Consider the following 20771-nt stretch of genomic DNA (forward strand, 5'->3'; position numbering starts at 1 on the left):
GCTTCATCGGACAGCGTCCAGCGCGGGCTTGTCGGAGCGATAGAACACCAACCCCACAAGGGCAAGCAGTACTGGCAGTCCGGCAGGTAGGAACGGCGTCGCCGCGAGCGCGACCACCGAGCCGACCAGCGCCGCCGTACGGGTCTTCCTGTCCCGCAGCGACGGCAGCACCAGCGCGAGGAGCACCGCCGGGAACGCCGCGTCCAGCCCGAACACGTCGGTGTCGGTGATCACCGAGCCGGCCAGCGCACCGATCACCACTCCGATGTTCCAGCAGATGAAGATCCCGATCCCGCAGACCCAGTACGCCGCTCGCTTCTGCCGCAGGTCGTCCTGGCCGAGGGCGAAGGCGACGGTCTCGTCGGTCATCACGTGGCTGCCCAGCGGCCGCCGCCAGCCGTTCCCGATCACCTCGCTGACGGCCAGGCCGAACGCGACGTGCCTGCTGTTCACCAGCAGTCCCGCGATGGTGGCGGCGATCGGGCTGCCGCCGGCCGCGACGATGCCGACGAAGAGGAACTGCGACGCCCCGGCGAACACCACGATCGAGAGCAGCACCGGCACCCACAGGTCGAGTCCCCCGCCGACGCTGATCGCGCCGTACGAGAGGCCGACCACGCCGTCGGCCAGGCAGACCAGCGCGATGTCGCGCAGTAGCCCCGGGTCGATTGTTCGCCATATCGAACGCATGGGTTTTATGATGAACAGCAGACCGCCCGTTCGTCAAGCCGAACAAACCGACCGATGGAGCGAACACCGATGGACAGCAAGGCACCACTCGACGTGATCGCCGGCTCCTTGCGCCGCGAGCGCGCCCGCGCCGGTCTCTCCCTCACCGAGGTGGCCCGGCGGGCGGGCGTGGCCAAGTCGACCCTGTCCCAGTTGGAGTCCGGCACCGGCAACCCGAGCGTGGAGACGCTCTGGGCGCTCTGTGTCGCCCTCGAGATCCAGTTCGCCGACCTGCTGGACCCGCCGCGGCCGAAGGTCCAGGTGATCCGGGCGAACGAAGGCCCGGCGATCTACTCCGAGCACGCCGACTACAGCGCGACTCTGGTCGCCTCCTGCCCACCGAAGGCCCGGCGCGACATCTACCGGATCGTCGTTGCCCCCGGCCCCGGTCGGGAGTCCGAGCCGCACATGCCGGGCACGGTGGAGCACGTCGTACTCAGCAGCGGCCGGGCCCTGATCGGCCCGACCATCGAACCCGTCGAACTCCACCCGGGCGACTACATCGCCTATCCGGGCGACCTGCCGCACGTCTTCAAGGCGCTCACCAAGGACACGTCCGCAGTACTGATCTCGGAGACCAGCTGAGCGGAACGATTGCCTCAGGCAATCAGACCTTGCGGCCGACGGCTCCGGCGATGCACTCCTCGACCTGGTTGAGCGGCTTGACCCGGGGGCCGTCCGGCCACCAGTCGTCGCACAGCACCAGACCGGGCTCGACCAGCTCCTGGTCGCCGAACATCGCCGCGATCTGGTCGTGGGTGCGGAAGACGCCGCTGCCCATCGGGCTGTGGGTGAACTTCTGCTCCATCGCCCGGGCGATCTGCGAGTGCTCCGGCGTCTCCGGGTCGAGGAAGTGCGCGATCACCGTGTACGACCCGGGCAGCATCTCGTCGGTGTACTTCTTGATGATCTCCGGGCCGTCGTGGCCCAGATAGTGGTGCAGGGTGCCGTTGTGGATCAGCGCGATCGGCTGGCTGAAGTCGAGGAACTCCCGCACCTCGTCGTTGCCGAGGATCTCCTCGGGCTGGAAGATGTCGGCGCTGATGAACAGGGTCTGCTCGTTCTCCTCCAGCAGCGCGCGGCCGTGCGCGAGCACCACTGGGTCGTTGTCGACGTAGAGCACCTTCGCGGTCGGCTGCAGCCGCTGCACCACCTGGTGGGTGTTCTCGGCGGTCGGCAGCCCCGAACCGCAGTCCAGGTACTGCGTGATGCCGCCCTGGCTGGCGAGGAACCGGCAGGCCCGGATCAGGAAGTTCCGGTTCGACCAGGCCAGGTCGTTCACCTGCGGGGCCACGGTGGCCACCTGGCGGAGCACCTCGCGGTCGATCTCGAAGTTGTCCTTGCCGTTCAGCGCGGCGTCGTACACACGGGCGATGCTGGCCCGGGTCGTGTCCACTCCGACCGGCACTGAGCTGGGGGCTTTGGTGGCATCAGGCATCGACGACCTCGCAGATGGTTTGTCCGGGTGATGAGCACTGAGCCTACTCACCGTGGGGGCACCGGTTCACCCTGTCTGTGCGCGTCGGGCTACCCCACCGGCCGGGCAACCGTGAAATGATCCACCGACGAAGCACGATGTAGCGACCACAGGGGCGATCGGCCCCGACTGGGGCGTGGGCTGAACAGGGAGGCGGCAGTGGCGGAGCAGGGGACGCCGGGCGGCCCGACCGCCCTGCGGATCATGCTCGGCGCACACCTTCGCCGGATGCGCGAGGATGCCAACATCAGCCGCTCCGACGCCGGCTGGGCGATCCGCGGCTCGGAGTCCAAGATCAGCCGGCTCGAGCTCGGCCGGGTCGGCTTCAAGGTGCGTGACGTCGACGACCTGCTGACGCTCTACAAGCTCGACGACCCGGCCGAGCGCGAGCGCCTGCTGAACCTGGCCCGCGAGGCGAACAACCCCGGCTGGTGGCAGCGGTACGACGACCTGACGCCGACGTGGTTCCATTCCTACCTCGGGCTCGAGGTCGCGGCGCAGCTGATCCGTACCTACGAGGTCCAGTTCGTGCCCGGGCTACTGCAGACCGCGGACTACGCGCGGGCCGTCGTACAGCTCGGCCGGGGTGAGCGGGTGCTGCCGGACGCCGAGGTCGAGCGACTCGTCACGCTGCGGAGGTCACGCCAGGAGATCCTGACCCGCGACGAACGACCCGCCCGCTTGTGGGCGGTGGTCGACGAAGCCGTGCTGCGCCGGCCGATCGGCGGCTGGGCGGTGCTGCGCGCGCAGCTCGAGTACCTGGTGGAGGTGTCGCGCAAGCCGAACGTGACGCTGCAGATCCTGCCGTTCTCCGGCGGCGGCTACGCGGCCACCGGCGGCGCGTTCAGCCTGCTGCGGTTCGGCGACGCCGACCTGCCGGACATCGTCTACATCGAGCACCTGACCAGTGCGGTCTACCTGGACAAGCGCGAGGACCTGGACGAGTACGTGGTCACGATGGACTCGCTGTCGATCGCCGCCAGCACGCCGCGGCAGACCCAGCACCTGCTCGCCTCGATCATCGCGGAGATCAGCTGAAGTTGCCTCAGGCAACATAATTTTCCGGAGGTTTGCACTAGTGCGGATTCCAGGACGCGGCATGAGATAGCAACCACGCAACGTAGTGCTCTGTGACCGGAAAGTGAAGGCCTGCCTCCAAGGGGTGCACCGGCAACCTTTCCGGCCCCCGGCTCGTCATATTCTTTGCGCCTAACTCTCGTGGGACGGAGCAGTCGAGACACCGATGGTGAGCGATCACGAACCGGAGAACTCGCGCGGCCCGGCCCACCGGGCCGTACCGCGACAGCGGGCCAAGGACCGCGGTACCTTCGCCATCCTCGGGCTGACCCTGGTCGGGTCTCTGATCCCGGGCACCGGCTACCTGCTCGCCGGACGGCGCAAACTCGGTGCGGCCGTGCTCGGCGTCAGCGTGGCGCTGCTGGCGGTGGTCGCCTACCTCGGACTGACCAGGCGCGAGCAGATCATCGAACTGGCCGTCACGCCGCAGAAACTGCTGTACGCCACGCTCGGACTGCTGGTGCTCGGCGTGGCCTGGATCGTCGTCATCATCACCTCACACCGGGCGCTGCGTCCCGGCACCGCCTCCGAGGCCACGCGGGTGATCGGGGCGGCCTTCGTCGGGGTGCTCTGCTTCGCCGTCGCCGTACCGACCGCGCTGGGCGTGCAGACCGCGCGGACCCAGCGGGACCTGGTCAAGTCCGTGTTCGCCGGCAAGGACAGCGAGAGCGCGACCCGGCCGAACGTGGAGAACAAGGAGGACCCCTGGGCCGCCAAGCCCCGGCTGAACATCTTGCTGCTCGGTGCGGACGACGGCCCCGACCGCGACGGCGTGCGGACCGACACGGTGATCGTCGCGAGCATCGACACCACGACCGGCGACACCTCGCTGATCTCGCTGCCGCGCAAGCTGATGTTCATGCCGTTCCCGAAGGGCACCAAGCTGCACGAGGCCTACCCGGACGGGTTCGGCAAGGACGGCATCAGCCTGCAGGACCGGCTGGAGTGGATGCTGGACGCGATCTACAAGAATGTGCCGGCCGCGCACCCGGGCATCGTCGGGCGGTCCGACAACCAGGGCGCGGACGTCCTCAAGCTCGCCGTCGGCGAGGCGACCGGGCTGACGATGGACTACTACGTCCAGATCAACCTGGCCGGGTTCACCGGGCTGGTGAACGCGCTCGGCGGCATCACCGTCAACATCAACTACCCGATCCCGGTCGGCGGCAGCGACGACGCGAAGCGGCCGCCGAACTACTACCTCAAACCCGCGCAGAACAAGCACCTCTGGGGCCTCGAGGCGCTCTGGTACGCCCGCGGGCGGTACCAGATCCCCAACCCCGACGACGCTCGCAGCGCCCGGCAGCGGTGCGCGATCCACGCGATCGCCGAGGCGGCCACGCCGGCCAACCTGCTGAAGAGCTACCAGAAGCTCGCCGCGGTCGGGAAGAACATGGTCCGCACCGACATCCCGCAGGACCTGCTGCCCGCGTTCCTCGACCTGGGCCTGAAGGTGAAGTCGGCGAAGGTCTCCGAGGTTCCGCTCGACGGCCGCGAACTGAAGTTCGCCTACCCACACCCGGACTACGACGGCCTGCGCGCCACCGTCGCCGCCGCCCTGGCCCCGAAGCCCGCCACGCCGACCGCGCCGACGACGCCTGTGAAGCCGCGGACCACGGCTACGCCGGTGAAACCCCGCCCAGGCACAACGACGACTCCCGGCACGACCACCCCCAGCGCCGACCTCGCCGACGCCTGCGAGTACCACCCGGTCGAGACTCCATGATTCCCTGCCGGCCGGGCAGAAAGTCAGTGCGTGGCGGCTCGGCGGACGATTCGGCGGAGCTTGGCCCGGACGGTGGAGGCGACGGGGAGGCCTGAGTCGAGGAGGCGTCGGGCGCGATCGGGTGGGGCGCCGACAGCGAGGTCGCTGATCGTCAGGCCGTGGTCGGGGCGGTAGACGATCTCGATCGCGTCACCGGCCCGGAGCTCGCCGGGCTCGAGGACCCTGAGCATCGCGCCGACTCTTCCCGTGCTCGCGAAGCGGCGATGGAACCGCTCGATCCCCAAGCGGAGCGAGAGATTCTCACACGGCGTCCGCGGCAACCGAACCTCCAGCACCACGTCCCGGATCCGCCAGCGCTCCCCGATCTGCGCGTCCCCGACCGGTAGCCCGACCGTCCTGAGGTTCTCCCCGAACAGCCCGGTCGGCGTCTCCCGCCCGAGTTCTTCGGCCCACCACGCAGCATCCTCACTCGCGTAGGCATAGACGGCCCGATCTCGCCCGCCATGCCCGCCGGTCAACTGCTGATCTCCGGTGAGCCCGAACTCACCGACCGCGACCAGCCCGTCGACCGGGCGTTTGTCGATCGCCGTCAAACCCCACCGCCCATTCCGCACCTGCCCGACCACGTTCACCGCCTCGACGCTGCCCATGCCTCCAGTGAGGCATACCGAAGTCCTGCCTCACTTGATCGTTTTGCTCAAATCCCGTGGACCGGCGAGACCTGCTGACGATGGACCAGGAGGTCGAACCAGCCGGCGAGGGTGCCGCCTGTCATCTGCGACGAGACACCCGCAGTCGACAGAAGTGAACCCCGCAAGAAAGTTCGTCGTTCCATCTGTGCATCGCCTCCATCAGTCGAGAATTCCGGCTCGACCCCACCGACCACATCTCCCGCCAGGAGACATCAGCGATACGCCTTACGTCGTACAGAGATGGAAAGGGACACGCTCGGCCCCAGTGGGGGCGAAGCGTGTCCCTTGAGGCTTAGCTGGGTCAGGCGGGGAGGCTCCAGACCTGGTTGCTGCCGCCGAAGCAGTCCCAGATCTGCAGGCGGGTGCCGTCTGCCGAGCTGGGGCCAGTGGCGTCCAGGCAGCGACCCGATGCCGGGTTGCGGAGGGTGCCGTTGGACTGCGCCTGCCACGTCTGGGCGCCGGTGCCGTTGCAGTCGTACAGCTGGACCTTGGTGCCGTTGGCCGTGCCCGCGGCGGTGACGTCCATGCACTTGCCGAGGGCCCGGATGGTGTTGTCGGAGCCGACCGTCCAGGTCTGCGCCGAACTGCCGTTGCAGGTCCAGAGCTGTACCGCGGTCCCGTTCGCGCTGTTAGCGCTGGCCACGTCGACGCACTTGCCCGCGATGCCCTTGATCGGGCCGGTCTTGCCACCGGTCGGCGGCGTACCCGTGCCGCCCGCGGCGTCGAAGATCGCGCTGACCAGCGAGGTGCTGCCGGTGGTGTCCTGGGACAGCTCCCAGTTCATGATGCCGCCCGCGTTCGCCACCGCCCACTGCGTCTTACGCTTGATCGTGGGGATGCCGTTGTAGCACTGCTGGGCGCCGTTGGCGTTGACGCAGTCGACGTTCGCGTTGTTCGGGTTCAGCGCGACGATCTGCGAGTAGGTCAGGTAGCCGGGACGGCTGTAGAACGGCACGCCGAGCACTGTCTTGGCCTTCGGCAGGCCGCGGTTCTTCCAGAAGTTGGCCGCGGCGATGGACCAGTCGTAGTTGGCGTGCGGGCTGCCGCCGTCGTACGCCATGATGTTGAGCCAGTCGACGTAGCCGAAGACCGCGGGCTGTACGCCGTTCGCCGTATCGCCCTCGGACACCACCGCGGCGGTGAGCAGTTTGCCGCTGCCGTGCAACGCGTTGCTCAGTTGCTGCATCAGCGCGGTGTAGTTGTTGCCGGACGTCCCTGGATCGGGGTACTCCCAGTCGATGTCGATGCCGTCGAGGTTGTACTGGTTGATGATGCTCATCACGCTGTTGACGAAGGTGGTGCGGCTACCGGAGTTGCCCGCGAGCGCCTCGAAGGCGGAGTCGTTGCCGTCGTTCCAGCCGCCGATGGCCAGCGACACCTTGACCCCGTTGTTGTGCCCCTGGGACACCAGCGAGGACAGCTTCGACGTGTTCTCGATCCCCTGCAGGGTGCCGTTGGAGTTCGGCAGCGCGAACGCGTAGTTGATGTGGGTCAGCTTCGAGTACTGGATGGCGTTGACCTCGCCGGACCAGGACGGCATGTAGCCGACACTGCGGAAACCGTTGGGCAGCGCCGCGGCGGCGGTCTGGGCAGTGGCCTCGGCGCTCGCAGGCGGCGCCGGAGCGAGCAGAGCCGTGGCTCCGGCCGCGACGGTCGCCAGCGCAAGAGCTGCGACGGCGACGCGACTTCGGATCTTGATCCAAGACGAAGAAGAAGGGTGCATGGGGCGGGTGTCCTTTACCTTCCGGGGGCGGGAACTGCGAAGGTGAAGATAAGAAAAGAGTTGACTGAATGCAGCGCATTCAACTCTGATCTCTGAGCGTCGTCAAGAGGTCACGGAGGATGAATGCCGTCGGCGGGCCGCTGAGCAGTAGCAGCGGACCGCGCGGCGGTCCCGACCAGAGATCGAGTGAATCGGAAGCGGATCGTCCGGGATCGGCTCTACGGTGCTGTCCATGAGCGAGTTCACTGAGCAAGACCTGACCGGAGCACGCTTCGAGCGGGTGAACCTCCGCGACGCCACCCTCAGCGAGGTGTCGCTCAAGGGCGCCGGCCTGCGCGGCATCGACTTCAGCGAGGCACAGATCCGCGCCGCCTGGTTCTACCGGACCCGCCTGCGGGGTGTTGAGCTGTGCGACGTCCAGATCAGCGGTGAGCTCCAGAACGTCGTCGTGAACGGCGTGGACATCGCACCGCTCGTCGAGGCCGAGCTGAATCGCCGTACCCCCGACCGAGCGAAGATGCGCCCGGACGACCCCGACGGATTCCGTCAGGCGTGGACGATCCTGGAGCGGCTGTGGGAGGGGACTGTCGCGCGGGTGAGAACCTTCCCGGAAGCCGACCTCCATCGCGGCGTCGACGACGAGTGGTCCTTCATCCAGACCCTGCGGCACCTCAACTTCGCCAGCGCCGCCTGGGTCGGCCGGATGATCCTCGGCAACCCCTACCCGTGGCACCAACTGGACCTCCCCTGGGACGAGGCGCCCAAGTGGGCCGACATCCCGCGCGACCGCGAAGCACGACCCACACTCGACGAGGTGCTCGCGATCCGCCGCGATCGCCAGACGATGGTCCGCGACGTCCTAGCCTCCCTCACCGACGAGCAACTCGCCTCGAAGGTCACCCAGACCGATCCCGGCTGGCCCCAGCTCGAGAACTGCCCCCTCAAGGAATGCCTCCGCACAGTCCTCAACGAGGAATGGGAACACCGCCTCTACGCCGAACGCGACCTGACCGCCCTGGAACAAGAGTCCCGCATCCCCTGATCAGGCAAGCCCTTGAGCAGCTTTCGGTGCTCAGTAGCCGGGGCCGACGGGGTTCTGTGTCGAGGCACCGACCGGGCTGGGGTTCGTGACAGGCGCGCCGGCCTGGGACACGACGGTCCACAGGCCGCCGTCGAGGGTGACGCCCTGACCGTTGGTCTGGCCTGGGGCGGAGTCGCCGACGAAAGTGTAGACAGGGTGGCCTGCGACGGTCAGCTGGGTGGCGCCGCCGTCGCGGGTGGTCGTACCGAGGGTGCCGGTCACGCCGGGTAGGGACGTCGGCAGCGATGCCGGCGCCGGCACAAAGCGCCAGTTGGCCGCGCACGCCGCGGCGCAGGTCGACTTGCTGCTCGTGTCGTTGGCGAACTCGTAGACAGTCCGGCCTTGGCCGTCGACGAGGATGGTGCCGAGTGCGGTGCCTTGCGCGCTGACCGCATCGCCGGTGGCCGACGGCACCGGCGCCGGTGCCGATCCGGCGGAGCCGCCTGAGTCATCGCCGCAGCCGGCCGCGGTCAGTGTGAAAGCGACTGCAGCGAGGGCCATCGCTGCGATCTGGAGGTGCGGGCGATGGATCGTGTTCGACTTCCGATGAGTGATCACTGTGGGTCGCTCCTTAAGCGAGCTGGTCTTCCGGGTTTGCTGACAGCTCCACAGTCGCGGTGTTGGCCACGCATCGACCCCGGGAAGGCACGGGTTTCGATACCCGGTTGGCTTGACCAGGGCATCAAGGGACCGACGGAACGAACGCAGCGGGCTAGCGTCGGAAGCCGGCGCCTCGAACACCGATGTGAGGCGAGAACGTCAACGCTGCAAGGAAGGTACTGAAATGCCAGCCATTCCGTTGAGAAGGATCCTCTACACCGCAGAGGCGGTCACCGAAGGCGGCCGGTCAGGGCACGGCCGCACTTCTGACGGCCGCTTGGAAGTCGAGCTCTCGGTGCCCGACGACATGGGCGGCAAGGGTGGATCAGGCACCAACCCCGAGCAGTTGTTCGCCATCGGCTACGGGGCCTGTTTCCAGTCGACCATCCTGTCAATCGCCCAGGGGCACAAGCTTGATGCCGGCGACTCCCGGATCACCGCCCGCGTCGGAATCGGCCCGACCGGATACGGCGGCTTCGGCATTCAGGTGGCCCTGGACCTGCACGCGCCGCACCTGGTTCCTGCCGCAGCCGCCTACCTGATGGCCGAGGCGCACCAGCGTTGCCCTTATTCCAACGCCACTCGCGGCAATATTCAGGTCATGCTCAACGTCGACGGGACGCCGATCGAGGAGATCGCCAGGAGCGACCAAGGCGCCGCATAACCGACGCTCCGACCATGCCTGCGAGTTAGTGATCAGCTGCTCGGCGTTGGCCAGAGCTGTCCGCCGGCCGCGCTTGATGACGGTACCGATGGCGCGGAGCGGGCCGATGCCCGCGAGGATCGGCCGGAGAAACTTAACTGACAGGTCGAGGCTGGTGTAGCTGGTGCCGGCGGGCAGCACAGAGTGCACGACGCTGTCGAGGAATGTCGCTGCGACGCCGCCCTGGACGACACCGATGGGGTTGTACAGGTGCTCGCCGACCTCACCTACGATCACGGGCCCCATGCGGGGCGGAACTTCTTCGGCCTCTACGACTAGGTCGCGTCGAGCGATCCTGCCGTAGTCATCACAACATCCAACTTGGTGTGTGAGGTCCTCAGCGTGCGACCTGGGGATGTCGGGGGGGACCAGTTCGGGGTGGTTACTTCGATTGCTCGAGGTCGGTACGCATCTTGACCAGCAGCGCGGCGAGCTCCGCCTCGGTGACGTCGGTTGCCGTCAGCGCTCCGTAGGTGCTCCGATCGGCCCAGGCGCAGCGGAGCTCGGTGCCGGCGGCGCAGCGCACCTCGCCACCCAGGTCACCGGCCGGGTACTCCGTCAACCTGGGCTGTACACCGCTGCTCTCCGCGATACCGGCGAAGAAATCCTTGATGCCCTGCTCCGGGTCGGAAATCTGCTGCTCGATGCCCATGAAGAGCACGAAGGCGTCGCCGCCCTTGGGGTGCGCGTACCCGCCGAACTGGAAATCGACGCCTTCCTTGGCGGCCGCGCCTCGCCGCTGCTCCAGCGCGGCGGTGACCTGCGGCGCGAGTTGGACGCGATGCACCCCACCGGCCGTCTCGGCGATCACGATCCGCCGCTCGGGCTCCGCGCTGGCCGACTGCACCAAGTTCGACAGGCTGCCGAGGACGATCAGTCCGCCGACGGCGAGGCACGCTATCGCAACCTCCTTGGCCCGGTTCTTCGGCTTCTGCACGCCGGACGCGTGGGGCGTGTCGCCTTGCCGGTACGGCGGCATGGCATCTGGTCGGGACGGGGTGCCCGGGACTGACGGTGGCAAGGCCGGCGACGGCGCGGCCTTGTCGCGGCGGTAGATGCGGAGGAGCGCTACCAGCCCACCGATCAGCAGGGCCAACCCCAGCACGGCCGGCGTCGCGGCGCCAATCTTGTAGGCCTTGCTGTCCACTGACACCAAGGTGATGGCGCTGACGACGCTCGGAACCACGGAACCCCACCTCCGGAACGGATGCTCCCGGGGCTGTCCGGTCGCCCGCGCACAGTAGCGAGTCCGCTTCGCTGTGTCCAAACGCCACGAACAGCGCTGAGGCGACCGTTCTGCGCCCCGCAGGTATTCGACCGATTGAGCGATCGCAACCGAGTGATCTTCCAGCTGACTTGGGCTGACATCGCACAGAACGAGGGTGAACCAGCCTCTTATCTGGGTCGGTCTGGATACAGTTGCCCGGGGCAACGTCGTCGGGCTTTGTGGGTGAGAAGTAGACCGCGGGCAGCGACCGAAAGCAGCCTTCGGCTAGCAGAGTCCGATGGTGACGTCGATAGGTCGGGCGAACTGAAAGCTGCAGGTTGTTGCAGGTCGTTCACCCCATTGACCTGCTGCTCTCTCCCGAAGCGGCAAGCCGCTACTCCTATGTCTCCGGCAACCCAGTCAACAACCTTGACCCGACAGGACGATTCACTTGCTGCGACGTCTTCGGCGGCCTCGTCGGCGCGGGACGGCGCGACGCAAGGCCACGCGATGGCGGCTCCTACGACAGAGCTGCGGAGGTCGGGTGTCTACCCCCGCGACGTCGGTCAGTCCGCACGACCTGAAGCGATTGAGCGGACCAACCGGCAGAAACGGGAGTTCGATGCACGGGAGTTGCGACAAAATCGCGCATCTCAATCCCTCCCCATCAGGCGATGGAGTCGGTCTCGACGGAACGGGGAAACCGGTGCACCTCCTGCGGCCAATCAAGCGCGACGGCGATCCGGCCGGCCCAGTACCGCGCGGCAGCATCGTCGAGGACGTCGACCACGGCGAAGCCGCCCAGATGCTCCTTGGACTCCACGTACGGCCCATCGGTGAAGACCGGCTCTCCGTCTCGCGCCGTGACACTGCACACCACGGTCGACGCATCCAAACCCCCGTTACCGAACACGAAGACGCCGGCGGCCTTCATCTCCTCGATCACGGGCCTGACGGAGGCGGCCTTCTCGCGCACCTCCTCCAGCGTGAACCCGGGCACCCACTCGTCGTTGAAAGTGATCAGATACTCCACCACTGTCGTCTCCTCTCAGGCCAAAACGAGGGGCCATCTGGTGGCTCCCCCGGCTGCGGCGGCCAGGACGACCGCCGCACACCAACTCCACGAACGGCAGCACGCTGATACGACACCATCCCGGAGACCAATTTCAAGGACCGTCCTGGGCGGATCGGCCGAGAGCACTCATCCGAGCAGCAGCCCAATCTCGGGATCACCCAACAGCCGAGGCACCACGCCCGCAACACCATCCAACTCGCACCCCATCAGCGTGGGCTCCCGCACTTGATGCAGGAAGCCGTGGGACCTGCGGCGACATGGCAACGACCGCCTTCCAGCCCCGGCGGGCGGTGTAGGCGGTGGCCGGGGCTCGGTGCGGCAGGGAGTCGCCGCTCCGGGGAATGGAGCGGCGGCTCTCAGGCTGCCGGGAGACCGGCCGAGGCCGGCTGGATCAGTGCTCGGCGCCGGCTCGGGCGGTCTTGGGGAGCAGGAAGCCGACCGCGAACGCGAGGAGGATCCCGCCGACGGTGGCGAGGAGCGCCGCCTGGGTGCCGTCGAGTGCGGCCAGGGCGCGGGTCGCGGGCGCGGCGTGGGCGACCTTGCCCATGAAGATGGTCCCGATCACCGCGATACCGAGCGCGATACCCACCTGCTCGAGCGAGCCCAGCATGCCCGTGGCCGAGCCGACCTCCTCGTCCCGAACGCCGCTAAGGATGATGTCGAACAGCGGGACGAAGACCATGCCCATACCGGCTCCGCCGATCAGGTTGGGGACCACGAGATCCCAGTGCCCGACGTTCAGGCCGGTCAGCGCCAGCACGCCGTACAGTCCGAGCAGTCCAATCGCCATCAGCGCGAGGCCGATATGCAGCAGCTTGCGACCGTACTTCTGCATCGCGATCCCGGAGACCGCCGAGCCGATCAGCGCCCCGAACGCCCAGGGCGCCATCGCCAGGCTCGCGTGGATCGGGGTGTAGCCGAGGCCGACCTGGAGGAACATGCCCAGGACGAACGTGCCGGCCATCGCACCGAAGAAGACCACCGCGAAGAGCACGCCGGACAGGTACGAGCGGCTCCGCAGCAGCCCGGGCTCGATCAGCGGGGTCGCGCCGCTGCGCTGCCGGCGGGACTGGTAGACACCGAACCCGGCGAGCACCGGTACCGAGGCGACCAGCAGCGCCTTCGACCACAGCGGCCAGCCGATCTCGTGACCTTGCACCAGCGGGTAGACCAGGGCGACCAGGCCGGCGCCGGCGATCAGCAGCCCGGGAATGTCCAGCGAGATCCGGCGGCCAGTGGGCTGAGTGTTCGGCAGGTACTTGGCCGCGACGACGAAGGTGAAGATGCCGACCGGGATGTTCACCAGGAAGATCGCTCGCCAGCCGATACCCAGCAGGTCCGCGTCGAGCAGCGTGCCGCCGACGACCGGGCCGACCACCGCCGACAGACCCATCACCGGACCGAAGAACCCGAATGCCTTGGCTCGCTCGTCCGGTTCGAACAGGTCTCGGGCCAGTCCGAAGCCCTGCGGCAACATGATCGCGGCGAACACGCCCTGGGCGACACGCGCGGCGATCAGCGCCTCCGACGACACCGCGAGGCCGCAGAGGAACGAGATCACGGTGAACCCGCCGACGCCGATCAGCAGCGCCTGCTTCCTGCCGACCAGGTCACCGAGGCGGCCGCCGACGAGGAGCAGGACGGCCAGGGCCATCGTGTACCCGGCGGCCATCCACTGAAGGCTCGCGTAGGAGCCGCCGAGGTCTGCGCGGATGGCGGGGGCGGCGACGTTCATCACGGTCGAGTCGAGTAGGTCCATCACCGACGCGGTGATGACCGCGGAGAAGGCGAGCCAGCGCTTGCGAAGGCGCCGCGGGGCGGCCTCGAGGACGGCGGCTGCTGCTGCGCTGCGGTGGAGTTCTACGACTGCGGTCATCATCGGCTCCCAACCCAAACGGAACGAAACGTTCTGTTCCAACTCTAACGGAACGGAGCATTCCGTTCAAGTGGTAATCTTGGCGACATGACGAAAGCTCTCAGTGGCCGGCAGGCGCAGGCGGCCCGCAACGACGAAGTGATCCTGGCCGCGGCCCGGGCGGTGTTCATCGCCGATCCGGGCGCCCCGATCTCCGCGGTGGCGGAGCGCGCTGGTGTCGGTATCAGCGCGCTCTACCGGCGGTACGCGAGCAAGGAGGAGTTGCTCCGCAAGCTCTGCAGCGACGGGCTGGCCCGGTACATCGAGGAGTCGGAGAAGGCTCTCGCCGACGACCGCGAGCCGTGGGTTGCGTTCGGAGCGTTCCTGCACGCGCAGGTCGACGCTGACACCAACTCACTGACCCAGCGGCTGGCGGGAACGTTCACCCCGACGCCCGACCTGTGGCAGGACGCCGCCCGGGCGGCCGAGCTGAACCAGGCCATCTACGCGCGGACGAAGGAGTACCTCCGGCCAGGGATCGTGGTCGAGGACTTCGGGGTGATCCTCGAGCAGATCACATCGATCAAGCTCGGCGACGAGGCTCGGACGAACCAGCTCCGGCACCGGTACCTCACCCTGATGCTGGAGGCGATGCATCGGCCCGGGGAACGACCGGGCGGCGGTTCGGAACTCCCGGGACCGCCCCCCAGCAATGACGAACTGACCGACCGCTGGCGGGCCTGAGCGCTGGGTCGCCGGGCCGGACGATGCGGACCTGGCCGACCCAACAGATGTCCAAGCCCTGGTTCGACCGGCGCGCACAACGGGTGACCTGTGGTCGCTCGCGGCTGGAGAGTTGAAGGCGACGTTCAGGCGTTCCCAGGGAGTTGAACCCCATGGTGTCCGAGGAGGGGGATCGTCGTTCAACCTATGGACGAGGCTGTGCTGAAAGCCCGCCGTGTGACCGAGTCTCAGTGGCGCGCCCTCCACTCCTGGTCGAGGAGTGCGTACACGAGCTGGTCGGCCCACTCGCCCTTGAAGAACTCGTCGTGTACGAAGTGCGCCTCGCGTCGCATGCCGAGCTTCTCCAGGACCCGCGCCGAGCCGATGTTGCGGGAGTCCACGCGGCCGATGATCCGGTGCAGGCCGAGGCCGTCGAAACCGAGACGCAATGAGACCTCGGCCGCCTCGGTCGCGAACCCCTGGCCGTGATGGTCGGGGTGGAACACGAACCCGATCTCGCCCTGGCGGTGCTCGCGGCTAAGCCACTCCAGGTGGATCTCGCCGATCACCCGGTCGACCTGCGGCCAGACCACAGCAAGCGAGAGGCGCTGTCTCGCGCCGTCGAGCGTCGACTCGCCGACCTTGCGGTCGAGTAGCTCACGCACCTGCGCCGCGTCCCCAGGTTCGGCGTAGAGATAGCGGGTCACGTCCGGGCGGGAGTGAATCGCGTACAGGTCCTCGAAGTCGGCGTCCGAGAAGGGCCGCAACAGCAGCCGTGCGGTCCGCAACGGAAACTCGGGCGACAACACCGATGGTCCTATCGACCTGGCACGACGAAGCCCGACTCATACGCCAGGACGACGGCCTGGACGCGGTCGCGCACGCCGAGCTTGGCGAACAGCCGGTTGATGTGGGTCTTCACGGTCGACTCGGCGACGAACATCTCGAGCGCGATGTCGGCGTTGGAACGTCCCGCGGCGACCAGGCGCAGGACCTCGGCCTCCCGTTCGGTGAGCTCGGCCAGGGGCTGCGGCTGGGTACCGGGGCGCGGGTGGGACACGAACTCGCGCACGAGTCGCTCGGTCACCTCCGGCGCCAGGAGTTCCTTGCCTGCGGCAACGGTGCGGACCGCGTGCACCAACTCCTCTGCGGTCGTGGTCTTCAGTACGAACCCCGAGGCGCCGGCGTGCAGTGCGTCCCAGACGTTCTCATCGGCGTCGTAGGTGGTGAGCACGATGATCCGCCCGAGCCAGTCAGGATCGGCGCAGAGCCTGCGGGTGGCTTCGATCCCGTCGAGTCTTGGCATTCGGATGTCCATCAGGACGATGTCCGGGGTCAGGGCTCGCGCCCGCTCGATCGCGCCGACGCCGTCGTCGGACTCTCCCACGACTTCCAGGTCTGGCCGGGATTCGAGGATCGCGTGGAACCCGGCCCGCACCAGCGCCTGGTCGTCGACGATGAGCACCCGGATCATGCCGCGGTCACTTCGGCTCGAGTGGGAAGGTGGCCCGGACGTGCCAGCCCGGGCCATCGGCACGCGGACCAGCGTCGACACGGCCGCCATACAGCTGGGCGCGCTCGCGCATGCCCGCCAGTCCATAGCCAGGATCCGTGACCTCGGATCCCGACGGCGCCGCGTCGTCGATCACCTCGACCTGGAGTGCGCCAGGCTCGAATCGCACGCACACGCGAGCCGAGCCATTGCCCGCGTGCTTGCGCACGTTGGTCAGCCCTTCTTGCACGATGCGATAGGCCGACAGCGCCAGGCCGCGCGGCAGCTCACGCCGATCACCCGCGACTTCCAGCGACACGGAGCGTCCGGACGCCTGCTCGGCACGCACCAGCTCCGCCACCTCGTCCAGGGTGGGCTGCGGGTGCCGAGCCTGACCCTCCGACGGGCGGAGCACACCGAGCAGGTGCTTCATCTCCACCATCGCCTCCCGCCCGGTTAGCTGGACCTCGCGCATCGCGGCACGGGCACGATCCGGGTCGCGGTCAACCAGCTCGGCTGCTGCGGTGGCCTGCACCACCATCGCGGACAACCCATGCGACACCACGTCGTGCAGCTCGCGCGCGATCCGGGCTCGCTCATCGTCGGCTGCTTTCAGCGCCCGCGCCTGCGCGGATGCAGCGACCGCGGCCGCCTTCGCGTCGGAGTCGGCGGCGGCCACAGCGCGGCGTCGTACGAACAGCCCGGCCAGCCAGGGGCCGACCACCACCAGCGCACCGAACCCGTAGTCAGACGCCCCACCGCCGTCAGCGTAGATGACACCAACGACGACCAGCAGACCCAGCAGCAGGCCCGACGCAGCGGCGGCGACATCCGCGTGCGCTCCGAGCGAGTACGCCGCGATCAGCGAGCACGCCAACGTTGCCAGCTGAGCATTGGCGGACACACCAGCAGCGGATTGGATCAGGAACAGCAGCAGCACGGCAACCAAGACGACGAGCGGGTGGCGGCGGCGGAACACCAGCGCCGCGGCCATGCCAACCACGGACACGGAGGCCACGAGCCGATGCTCCTCAACCGCACCGGCGACGATCTCGAGCAGCCCGGCGAACCCAACCACGGCACCGAGCAGCAGATCCTCCCGCGCTGACTCCGATCGGAAGCCGGCCGACCGAGTGCTCGCCGATCGACCGGTATGAGCGGTGCGCACGGTCATGGCAGCAAGTCTGCCACCGAGCCCGGCTCTAAGGCGGGCTGGTTGACGGTGAGGGTCATCGCGTCGGCGTCGACGGTAGCCTCCACCCCGAGCGGCAGCGTCGCGATGCTCGAACCGTGGCCGAGGGGCAGCCCGTAGAGGATCGGTACGCCGAGATGGCCGAGCCGACCGAGGAGGACCTCCTCGAGCGTCTTCGTATGTGGCGCGGAGGTCCATTCGTCCCACTCGCAGCCGGCCAGCTCGCCGACCACGATTCCCAGCACGCCGTCGAGCTTGCCGATCTGTTCGAGGTGGAGCAGGGACCGGTCGAGCTGAATCGGTGCGCGGCCGACATCCTCGAAGAAGAAGATGGCGCCGTCCAGCTGGAACTCCCACGGCGTACCGATCGTGTGCTGGAGGTCGCCGAGACAGCCGCCGACGATCCGGCCGCTTGCCCGCCCTCCCACCAGACCGATGAGGTTGAGTCGCTCCGTATCCGCCGGCACCGTTCCGGTCGTCTGTCCCGATAGCACCTGCAGAAACCGCTCACTGGTGAGCGCGGGCACGGACGGACTCCCGAAGTGGGTCAACGACGGGCCATAGAAAGTCACCAATCCGGCGAACCTACCCAGCGCCGTGTGCAACGCCGTGATGTCGGACATCCCGATGAACGCCCTCGGGTTGCGCCCGATCGCCTCGAAGTCGAGCAGCGGGATGAGCTGCGCGGAGCCGTAGCCGCCCCGCATGGTCAGGACGGCGTCGATCTCCGGATCCCGAAGGCGTCCTGCAGATCGCGGCTGCGCGTCTCGGGGCTGCCGGCATGCCAATCCTGGCGTTCGAGTGCTCCGGCGGCCAGCTTGACCCGATAACCGTGCTCCTCCTGTCGGCGGATGGCGCGCTGGATCTGGGCGCGGCTTTCCGCAGGGCTGCCCGGCGTGACGACGCCGATGGTCGAGCCGGGTGGCGCAGCCTTCGCCACAACGGTGTTCATGACGGGTCCGGTGACGGACCCCGAGGCGTGGTCATGCCACGAGTCTGCCAACCCAGCCCCGGTTCCGGCATCCACCCTGCGGCCGGGCCGGTTCCACCCACGGGTGGAACGCAGCCCAGCACGACCCACCGGCGAAGTGCTCGCGCCGATCCCCGGGTGGACGCATCCGAGACCGCGAACGCCGCACAGTCGACGACATCGAAGCCACGAACCCAGATGGAGAGCTTCATGAGTTCGAAACAGCATCACCTCGGAGGTACCTCCGCCGGGGCCGCAAGCCAGGCGCGCGTACACCGGACGGTCACTGCGGTCGGCCTGGTCGGATCGGCCGCGCTGGTCGCCGTCGGCGGCGTCCTCGCGCCCCCGAACTCCGGTGAACCCGACGAGCTCTACCGGATCGCGACCGAGGCCTCCGGCCGGCTGATGGCCGAGGCGATCGTCATGGTTGTGTCGTCGATCCTGCTGGTCTTCGGCGTGATCGGCGCAGCACGACTGGTGCAGGGCCGGGGCCGTTACCTTGCTCGAGCGGCGGCGCTGCTCGGGGTGATGGGCGCGCTCGGCCACATGGCGTACTCGACGTTCGCGTTGCTGCCGACGCGATCGGCACGCTCGAAGCCATCGACTCCAGCGCCGGCGGCGCGGTCGTGCTGCCGCTCATCACGGCCTACGCCCTCGCTGTGGTGCTGCTTCCCGTCGCGCTGTACCGCGGACGGCTGATCCCGCTGTCGGTGGTCGGGCCAGCGGCCGCGGCGGTAGCCATCGAGGCATTCCCGGCCAGCGCAGTCGACCTCAGCCTCGCCAAGTACGCGCTGGCACTCGCCACCGCCGCGGCCATCGCCGCCCGGATCATGCGGCTGAGCGACGACCAGTGGGCCCCACGCTGCTACCGGGAGGACCGGTCATGGGACGAATTGAGCTCGCTCGGCTGACCAAGCACTACGGCGCGGTGGCTGCCGTCGAGGACCTCAGTGTGACATTGGAGTCAGGCACCATCACCGGTTTCCTGGGCGCGAACGGTGCCGGAAAGTCCACCACCTTGCGGATGCTGCTCGGGCTGACCAGACCGACCTCCGGTCGGGCCACCATCGACGGACTCGAGTACGCCGATCTGCGCAGCCCGGCGCGAGTCGTCGGCGCGATGACCGACCCAGACGTGTTCCACCCAGGCCGGTCGGCCCGCAATTCGCTGCGCGTCCTTGCTCGGGTGTCACGGATACCCGACCGCCGGGTCGACGAGGTCCTGGAGCTGGTCGACCTTGGCGACGCGGCCCGTCGGCGTACTGGCGGGTTCTCGATGGGAATGCGTCAGCGGCTCGGGCTCGCGAGCGCATTGCTCGGAGACCCGGAGACACTGATCCTCGACGAGCCGGCCAACGGGCTCGACCCGGCCGGTGTGCTGTGGCTGCGACGGCTGCTGCGCGGGCTCGCGGCCGACGGCCGGACCGTGCTCGTCTCCAGCCACCTGCTCGCCGAACTCGCCCAGACAGTCGACGACGTCATGGTCATCGATCGCGGGCGCCTGATCATCCACGGCTCGATGGCCGAGCTCTTCGACACGAATGCGTCCGACTCGCTCGAGGACCTGTTCTTCGGCCTCATCCAGGAGGGACAAGGGTAATGAAGGACTTGATCGCCGCCCAGGCGCTGAAGCTGCGCACGCTGCTGATCTCACGGGTCGTCCTCGGGGTCGCGGTCGTGATCTCCGCACTCGGAGGCTTCTTCCTCGGTGATGCAGGCGGGGATGTGACCTCGACCGCCGCCGTCGTCGTGTCCGGCCAGCCCATGTGGTTCCTTGCCGTCATCGTGGCCGTGCTCTCGGTGGCCGGGGAGTTCCACCACCGCACCATCCGCACCACCGTGCTGCAGACTCCGCAGCGGTCCAGGGTGATCGTGGCCAAAGCCGTCGTGGTCGCCACTTACGGCTCGATGATCGCCGTGGTGGGATCGGCAGTGAGTGTCATGGCCGCCGTCGTGACGATGCGGCTGAAGCACGACATACAGATCGACTGGAGCTTCGACGTCGTGACAACCGTGCTCGGCGTTGCCGCCCTCGGCGCAGCGTGGGCCGTGCTGGCAGCCGGTGCCGGAGCGTTGCTGCCCAGCAGTACCGTCGCCATCGTCGCCGTACTGGTCTGGAGGCTGGTGCTCGAGGGCATCCTGCCGATAGTCACCCGGGCTCCCGGCATCGCCAAGTGGCTACCCGGCCACGCGGCCGACGCCGTGCTGTCTGACGGCGCGCTGTCCGACGGCGGCCCGACGCTCCTGCAGCCATGGGCCGGCGCCCTTGTCTTCGCGGCGTACACCGCGATCGTCGTCCTCGCGGGATCACTCGCATTCGTACGCCGCGACCCCGCCTGAGCGTTCTCAGCAGGACTGGACCGAGCATCGCCGGAAACATCGCGGACACGGCCTCTGACAGAGCTGCCATGGAACGTCGGATCGTCCCGCTCTGACCTGCGCAGATGTG

General features: G+C 68.2%; 23 protein-coding genes and 2 pseudogenes. 11 read left to right on the top strand and 14 right to left on the bottom strand.

The features are described 5' to 3' along the window. Positions 1–3: 3 nt before the first annotated feature. Positions 4–690 carry an AzlC family ABC transporter permease gene (locus EV644_RS03055; protein WP_132187058.1) on the bottom strand — a complete coding sequence of 229 codons (687 nt, stop codon included), beginning with the start codon at positions 688–690 and terminating at the stop codon, positions 4–6. A gap of 69 nt (positions 691–759) precedes the next feature. On the opposite strand from EV644_RS03055, the gene EV644_RS03060 reads away from it, so the two are divergent. Beyond that, positions 760–1314, top strand: coding sequence for a helix-turn-helix domain-containing protein (locus EV644_RS03060; protein ID WP_132187624.1), 555 nt, complete (start codon positions 760–762; stop codon positions 1312–1314). A gap of 22 nt (positions 1315–1336) precedes the next feature. On the opposite strand, the gene EV644_RS03065 is transcribed toward EV644_RS03060, so the two are convergent. Continuing rightward, positions 1337–2167, bottom strand: a complete 831-nt coding sequence (locus EV644_RS03065; RefSeq protein ID WP_132187057.1) for an SAM-dependent methyltransferase — start codon at positions 2165–2167, stop codon at positions 1337–1339. A 198-nt stretch (positions 2168–2365) separates the two neighbouring features. Here EV644_RS03065 and EV644_RS03070 point away from each other — a divergent pair, with 198 nt between their 5' ends. Both EV644_RS03070 and EV644_RS03075 read left to right on the top strand, forming a co-directional pair. Beyond that, positions 2366–3244: a Sco1979 family transcriptional regulator gene (locus tag EV644_RS03070; protein ID WP_370451389.1), complete on the top strand. Its 879-nt coding sequence runs from the start codon at positions 2366–2368 to the stop codon at positions 3242–3244. A gap of 205 nt (positions 3245–3449) precedes the next feature. After that, positions 3450–5009, top strand: a complete 1560-nt coding sequence (locus tag EV644_RS03075; protein ID WP_132187056.1) for an LCP family protein — start codon at positions 3450–3452, stop codon at positions 5007–5009. A 23-nt stretch (positions 5010–5032) separates the two neighbouring features. Here EV644_RS03075 and EV644_RS03080 read toward each other — a convergent pair whose 3' ends face one another. Further along, positions 5033–5659 (bottom strand): MOSC domain-containing protein, encoded by a 627-nt coding sequence (locus tag EV644_RS03080; protein WP_132187055.1) that lies wholly within the window; start codon positions 5657–5659, stop codon positions 5033–5035. A 343-nt stretch (positions 5660–6002) separates the two neighbouring features. Further along, a complete protein-coding gene (locus tag EV644_RS03085) occupies positions 6003–7424 on the bottom strand; it encodes a glycosyl hydrolase family 18 protein (protein ID WP_132187054.1) in 1422 nt (473 codons plus the stop codon). A 232-nt stretch (positions 7425–7656) separates the two neighbouring features. Here EV644_RS03085 and EV644_RS03090 point away from each other — a divergent pair, with 232 nt between their 5' ends. Continuing rightward, entirely contained in the window at positions 7657–8466 is an 810-nt protein-coding gene (locus tag EV644_RS03090; protein WP_132187053.1) for a DinB family protein, read from the top strand. 30 nt (positions 8467–8496) lie between these two features. Here EV644_RS03090 and EV644_RS03095 read toward each other — a convergent pair whose 3' ends face one another. Further along, positions 8497–9063 (bottom strand): COG4315 family predicted lipoprotein, encoded by a 567-nt coding sequence (locus tag EV644_RS03095; protein ID WP_132187052.1) that lies wholly within the window; start codon positions 9061–9063, stop codon positions 8497–8499. A gap of 226 nt (positions 9064–9289) precedes the next feature. Here EV644_RS03095 and EV644_RS03100 point away from each other — a divergent pair, with 226 nt between their 5' ends. Continuing rightward, on the top strand, positions 9290–9769 hold the full coding sequence (locus EV644_RS03100; protein ID WP_132187622.1) for an organic hydroperoxide resistance protein: 480 nt from the start codon (positions 9290–9292) through the stop codon (positions 9767–9769). A gap of 99 nt (positions 9770–9868) precedes the next feature. On the opposite strand, the pseudogene EV644_RS47645 reads toward EV644_RS03100, so the two are convergent. Beyond that, a pseudogene (locus tag EV644_RS47645) lies at positions 9869–10006 on the bottom strand (PaaI family thioesterase); the annotation flags it as partial. Between EV644_RS47645 and EV644_RS47065 the strand changes: the two are divergent. Beyond that, on the top strand, positions 9953–10087 hold the full coding sequence (locus EV644_RS47065) for a hypothetical protein (RefSeq protein ID WP_255511267.1): 135 nt from the start codon (positions 9953–9955) through the stop codon (positions 10085–10087). The pseudogene EV644_RS47645 and the gene EV644_RS47065 sit on opposite strands and share 54 nt — an antisense overlap. Positions 10088–10190: 103 nt before the next feature. Here the strand turns inward: EV644_RS47065 and EV644_RS03110 are convergent, their stop codons facing one another. The 3 genes from EV644_RS03110 to EV644_RS03120 form a co-directional block, all read right to left on the bottom strand. Then, positions 10191–10994 (bottom strand): hypothetical protein, encoded by an 804-nt coding sequence (locus tag EV644_RS03110; RefSeq protein ID WP_132187051.1) that lies wholly within the window; start codon positions 10992–10994, stop codon positions 10191–10193. Between the two features lie 688 nt (positions 10995–11682). Beyond that, positions 11683–12051 carry a YciI family protein gene (locus EV644_RS03115; protein WP_132187050.1) on the bottom strand — a complete coding sequence of 123 codons (369 nt, stop codon included), beginning with the start codon at positions 12049–12051 and terminating at the stop codon, positions 11683–11685. Between the two features lie 430 nt (positions 12052–12481). Continuing rightward, positions 12482–13966, bottom strand: coding sequence for an MFS transporter (locus tag EV644_RS03120; RefSeq protein WP_132187049.1), 1485 nt, complete (start codon positions 13964–13966; stop codon positions 12482–12484). Between the two features lie 87 nt (positions 13967–14053). Between EV644_RS03120 and EV644_RS03125 the strand changes: the two genes are divergently transcribed. After that, entirely contained in the window at positions 14054–14689 is a 636-nt protein-coding gene (locus EV644_RS03125) for a TetR/AcrR family transcriptional regulator (RefSeq protein ID WP_132187048.1), read from the top strand. A 227-nt stretch (positions 14690–14916) separates the two neighbouring features. Here the strand turns inward: EV644_RS03125 and EV644_RS03130 are convergent, their stop codons facing one another. The 5 genes and pseudogenes from EV644_RS03130 to EV644_RS47650 all read right to left on the bottom strand — a co-directional run. Beyond that, positions 14917–15477, bottom strand: a complete 561-nt coding sequence (locus EV644_RS03130; protein ID WP_132187047.1) for a GNAT family N-acetyltransferase — start codon at positions 15475–15477, stop codon at positions 14917–14919. A gap of 8 nt (positions 15478–15485) precedes the next feature. After that, the gene (locus EV644_RS03135) at positions 15486–16142 is read right to left on the bottom strand and encodes a response regulator (RefSeq protein WP_132187046.1); all 657 of its coding nucleotides are present in this window, start codon (positions 16140–16142) and stop codon (positions 15486–15488) included. A 7-nt stretch (positions 16143–16149) separates the two neighbouring features. Next, positions 16150–17334, bottom strand: coding sequence for a sensor histidine kinase (locus EV644_RS03140; RefSeq protein ID WP_132187045.1), 1185 nt, complete (start codon positions 17332–17334; stop codon positions 16150–16152). Further along, a complete protein-coding gene (locus tag EV644_RS03145; protein WP_369410484.1) occupies positions 17331–17975 on the bottom strand; it encodes a S66 peptidase family protein in 645 nt (214 codons plus the stop codon). The genes EV644_RS03140 and EV644_RS03145 overlap by 4 nt, the downstream gene beginning before the upstream one ends. Beyond that, a pseudogene (locus tag EV644_RS47650) lies at positions 17970–18550 on the bottom strand (LD-carboxypeptidase); the annotation flags it as partial. The pseudogene EV644_RS47650 and the gene EV644_RS03145, both read right to left, overlap by 6 nt. On the opposite strand from EV644_RS47650, the gene EV644_RS03155 reads away from it, so the two are divergent. The 4 genes from EV644_RS03155 to EV644_RS03170 are packed head-to-tail and all read left to right on the top strand — an operon-like array spanning position 18533 to position 20662. Continuing rightward, complete coding sequence (locus EV644_RS03155; RefSeq protein ID WP_132187042.1) at positions 18533–19021, top strand: hypothetical protein; 489 nt, start codon at positions 18533–18535, stop codon at positions 19019–19021. The pseudogene EV644_RS47650 and the gene EV644_RS03155 overlap by 18 nt on opposite strands. Then, a complete protein-coding gene (locus tag EV644_RS03160) occupies positions 18982–19233 on the top strand; it encodes a hypothetical protein (RefSeq protein ID WP_132187041.1) in 252 nt (83 codons plus the stop codon). The genes EV644_RS03155 and EV644_RS03160 overlap by 40 nt, the downstream gene beginning before the upstream one ends. After that, the gene (locus EV644_RS03165) at positions 19206–19922 is read left to right on the top strand and encodes an ABC transporter ATP-binding protein (RefSeq protein ID WP_132187040.1); all 717 of its coding nucleotides are present in this window, start codon (positions 19206–19208) and stop codon (positions 19920–19922) included. The genes EV644_RS03160 and EV644_RS03165 overlap by 28 nt, the downstream gene beginning before the upstream one ends. Next, positions 19922–20662 (top strand): ABC transporter permease subunit, encoded by a 741-nt coding sequence (locus EV644_RS03170; protein ID WP_132187039.1) that lies wholly within the window; start codon positions 19922–19924, stop codon positions 20660–20662. The genes EV644_RS03165 and EV644_RS03170 overlap by 1 nt, the downstream gene beginning before the upstream one ends. The last annotated feature ends 109 nt before the right edge of the window (positions 20663–20771 follow it).

This window comes from Kribbella orskensis (assembly GCF_004342085.1).
In the GTDB taxonomy this organism is placed as follows: Bacteria; Actinomycetota; Actinomycetes; order Propionibacteriales; family Kribbellaceae; genus Kribbella; species Kribbella orskensis.

Bases quoted from the DNA above. Each gene is read 5' to 3' on its own strand.
- EV644_RS03055 (WP_132187058.1), bottom strand. From the start codon at position 690: ATGCGTTCGATATGGCGAACAATCGACCCGGGGCTACTGCGCGACATC.
- EV644_RS03060 (WP_132187624.1), top strand. From the start codon at position 760: ATGGACAGCAAGGCACCACTCGACGTGATCGCCGGCTCCTTGCGCCGC.
- EV644_RS03065 (WP_132187057.1), bottom strand. From the start codon at position 2,167: ATGCCTGATGCCACCAAAGCCCCCAGCTCAGTGCCGGTCGGAGTGGAC.
- EV644_RS03075 (WP_132187056.1), top strand. From the start codon at position 3,450: ATGGTGAGCGATCACGAACCGGAGAACTCGCGCGGCCCGGCCCACCGG.
- EV644_RS03080 (WP_132187055.1), bottom strand. From the start codon at position 5,659: ATGGGCAGCGTCGAGGCGGTGAACGTGGTCGGGCAGGTGCGGAATGGG.
- EV644_RS03085 (WP_132187054.1), bottom strand. From the start codon at position 7,424: ATGCACCCTTCTTCTTCGTCTTGGATCAAGATCCGAAGTCGCGTCGCC.
- EV644_RS03090 (WP_132187053.1), top strand. From the start codon at position 7,657: ATGAGCGAGTTCACTGAGCAAGACCTGACCGGAGCACGCTTCGAGCGG.
- EV644_RS03100 (WP_132187622.1), top strand. From the start codon at position 9,290: ATGCCAGCCATTCCGTTGAGAAGGATCCTCTACACCGCAGAGGCGGTC.
- EV644_RS03120 (WP_132187049.1), bottom strand. From the start codon at position 13,966: ATGACCGCAGTCGTAGAACTCCACCGCAGCGCAGCAGCAGCCGCCGTC.
- EV644_RS03125 (WP_132187048.1), top strand. From the start codon at position 14,054: ATGACGAAAGCTCTCAGTGGCCGGCAGGCGCAGGCGGCCCGCAACGAC.
- EV644_RS03135 (WP_132187046.1), bottom strand. From the start codon at position 16,142: ATGATCCGGGTGCTCATCGTCGACGACCAGGCGCTGGTGCGGGCCGGG.
- EV644_RS03140 (WP_132187045.1), bottom strand. From the start codon at position 17,334: ATGACCGTGCGCACCGCTCATACCGGTCGATCGGCGAGCACTCGGTCG.
- EV644_RS03145 (WP_369410484.1), bottom strand. From the start codon at position 17,975: ATGTCCGACATCACGGCGTTGCACACGGCGCTGGGTAGGTTCGCCGGA.
- EV644_RS03155 (WP_132187042.1), top strand. From the start codon at position 18,533: ATGAGTTCGAAACAGCATCACCTCGGAGGTACCTCCGCCGGGGCCGCA.
- EV644_RS03165 (WP_132187040.1), top strand. From the start codon at position 19,206: ATGGGACGAATTGAGCTCGCTCGGCTGACCAAGCACTACGGCGCGGTG.
- EV644_RS03170 (WP_132187039.1), top strand. From the start codon at position 19,922: ATGAAGGACTTGATCGCCGCCCAGGCGCTGAAGCTGCGCACGCTGCTG.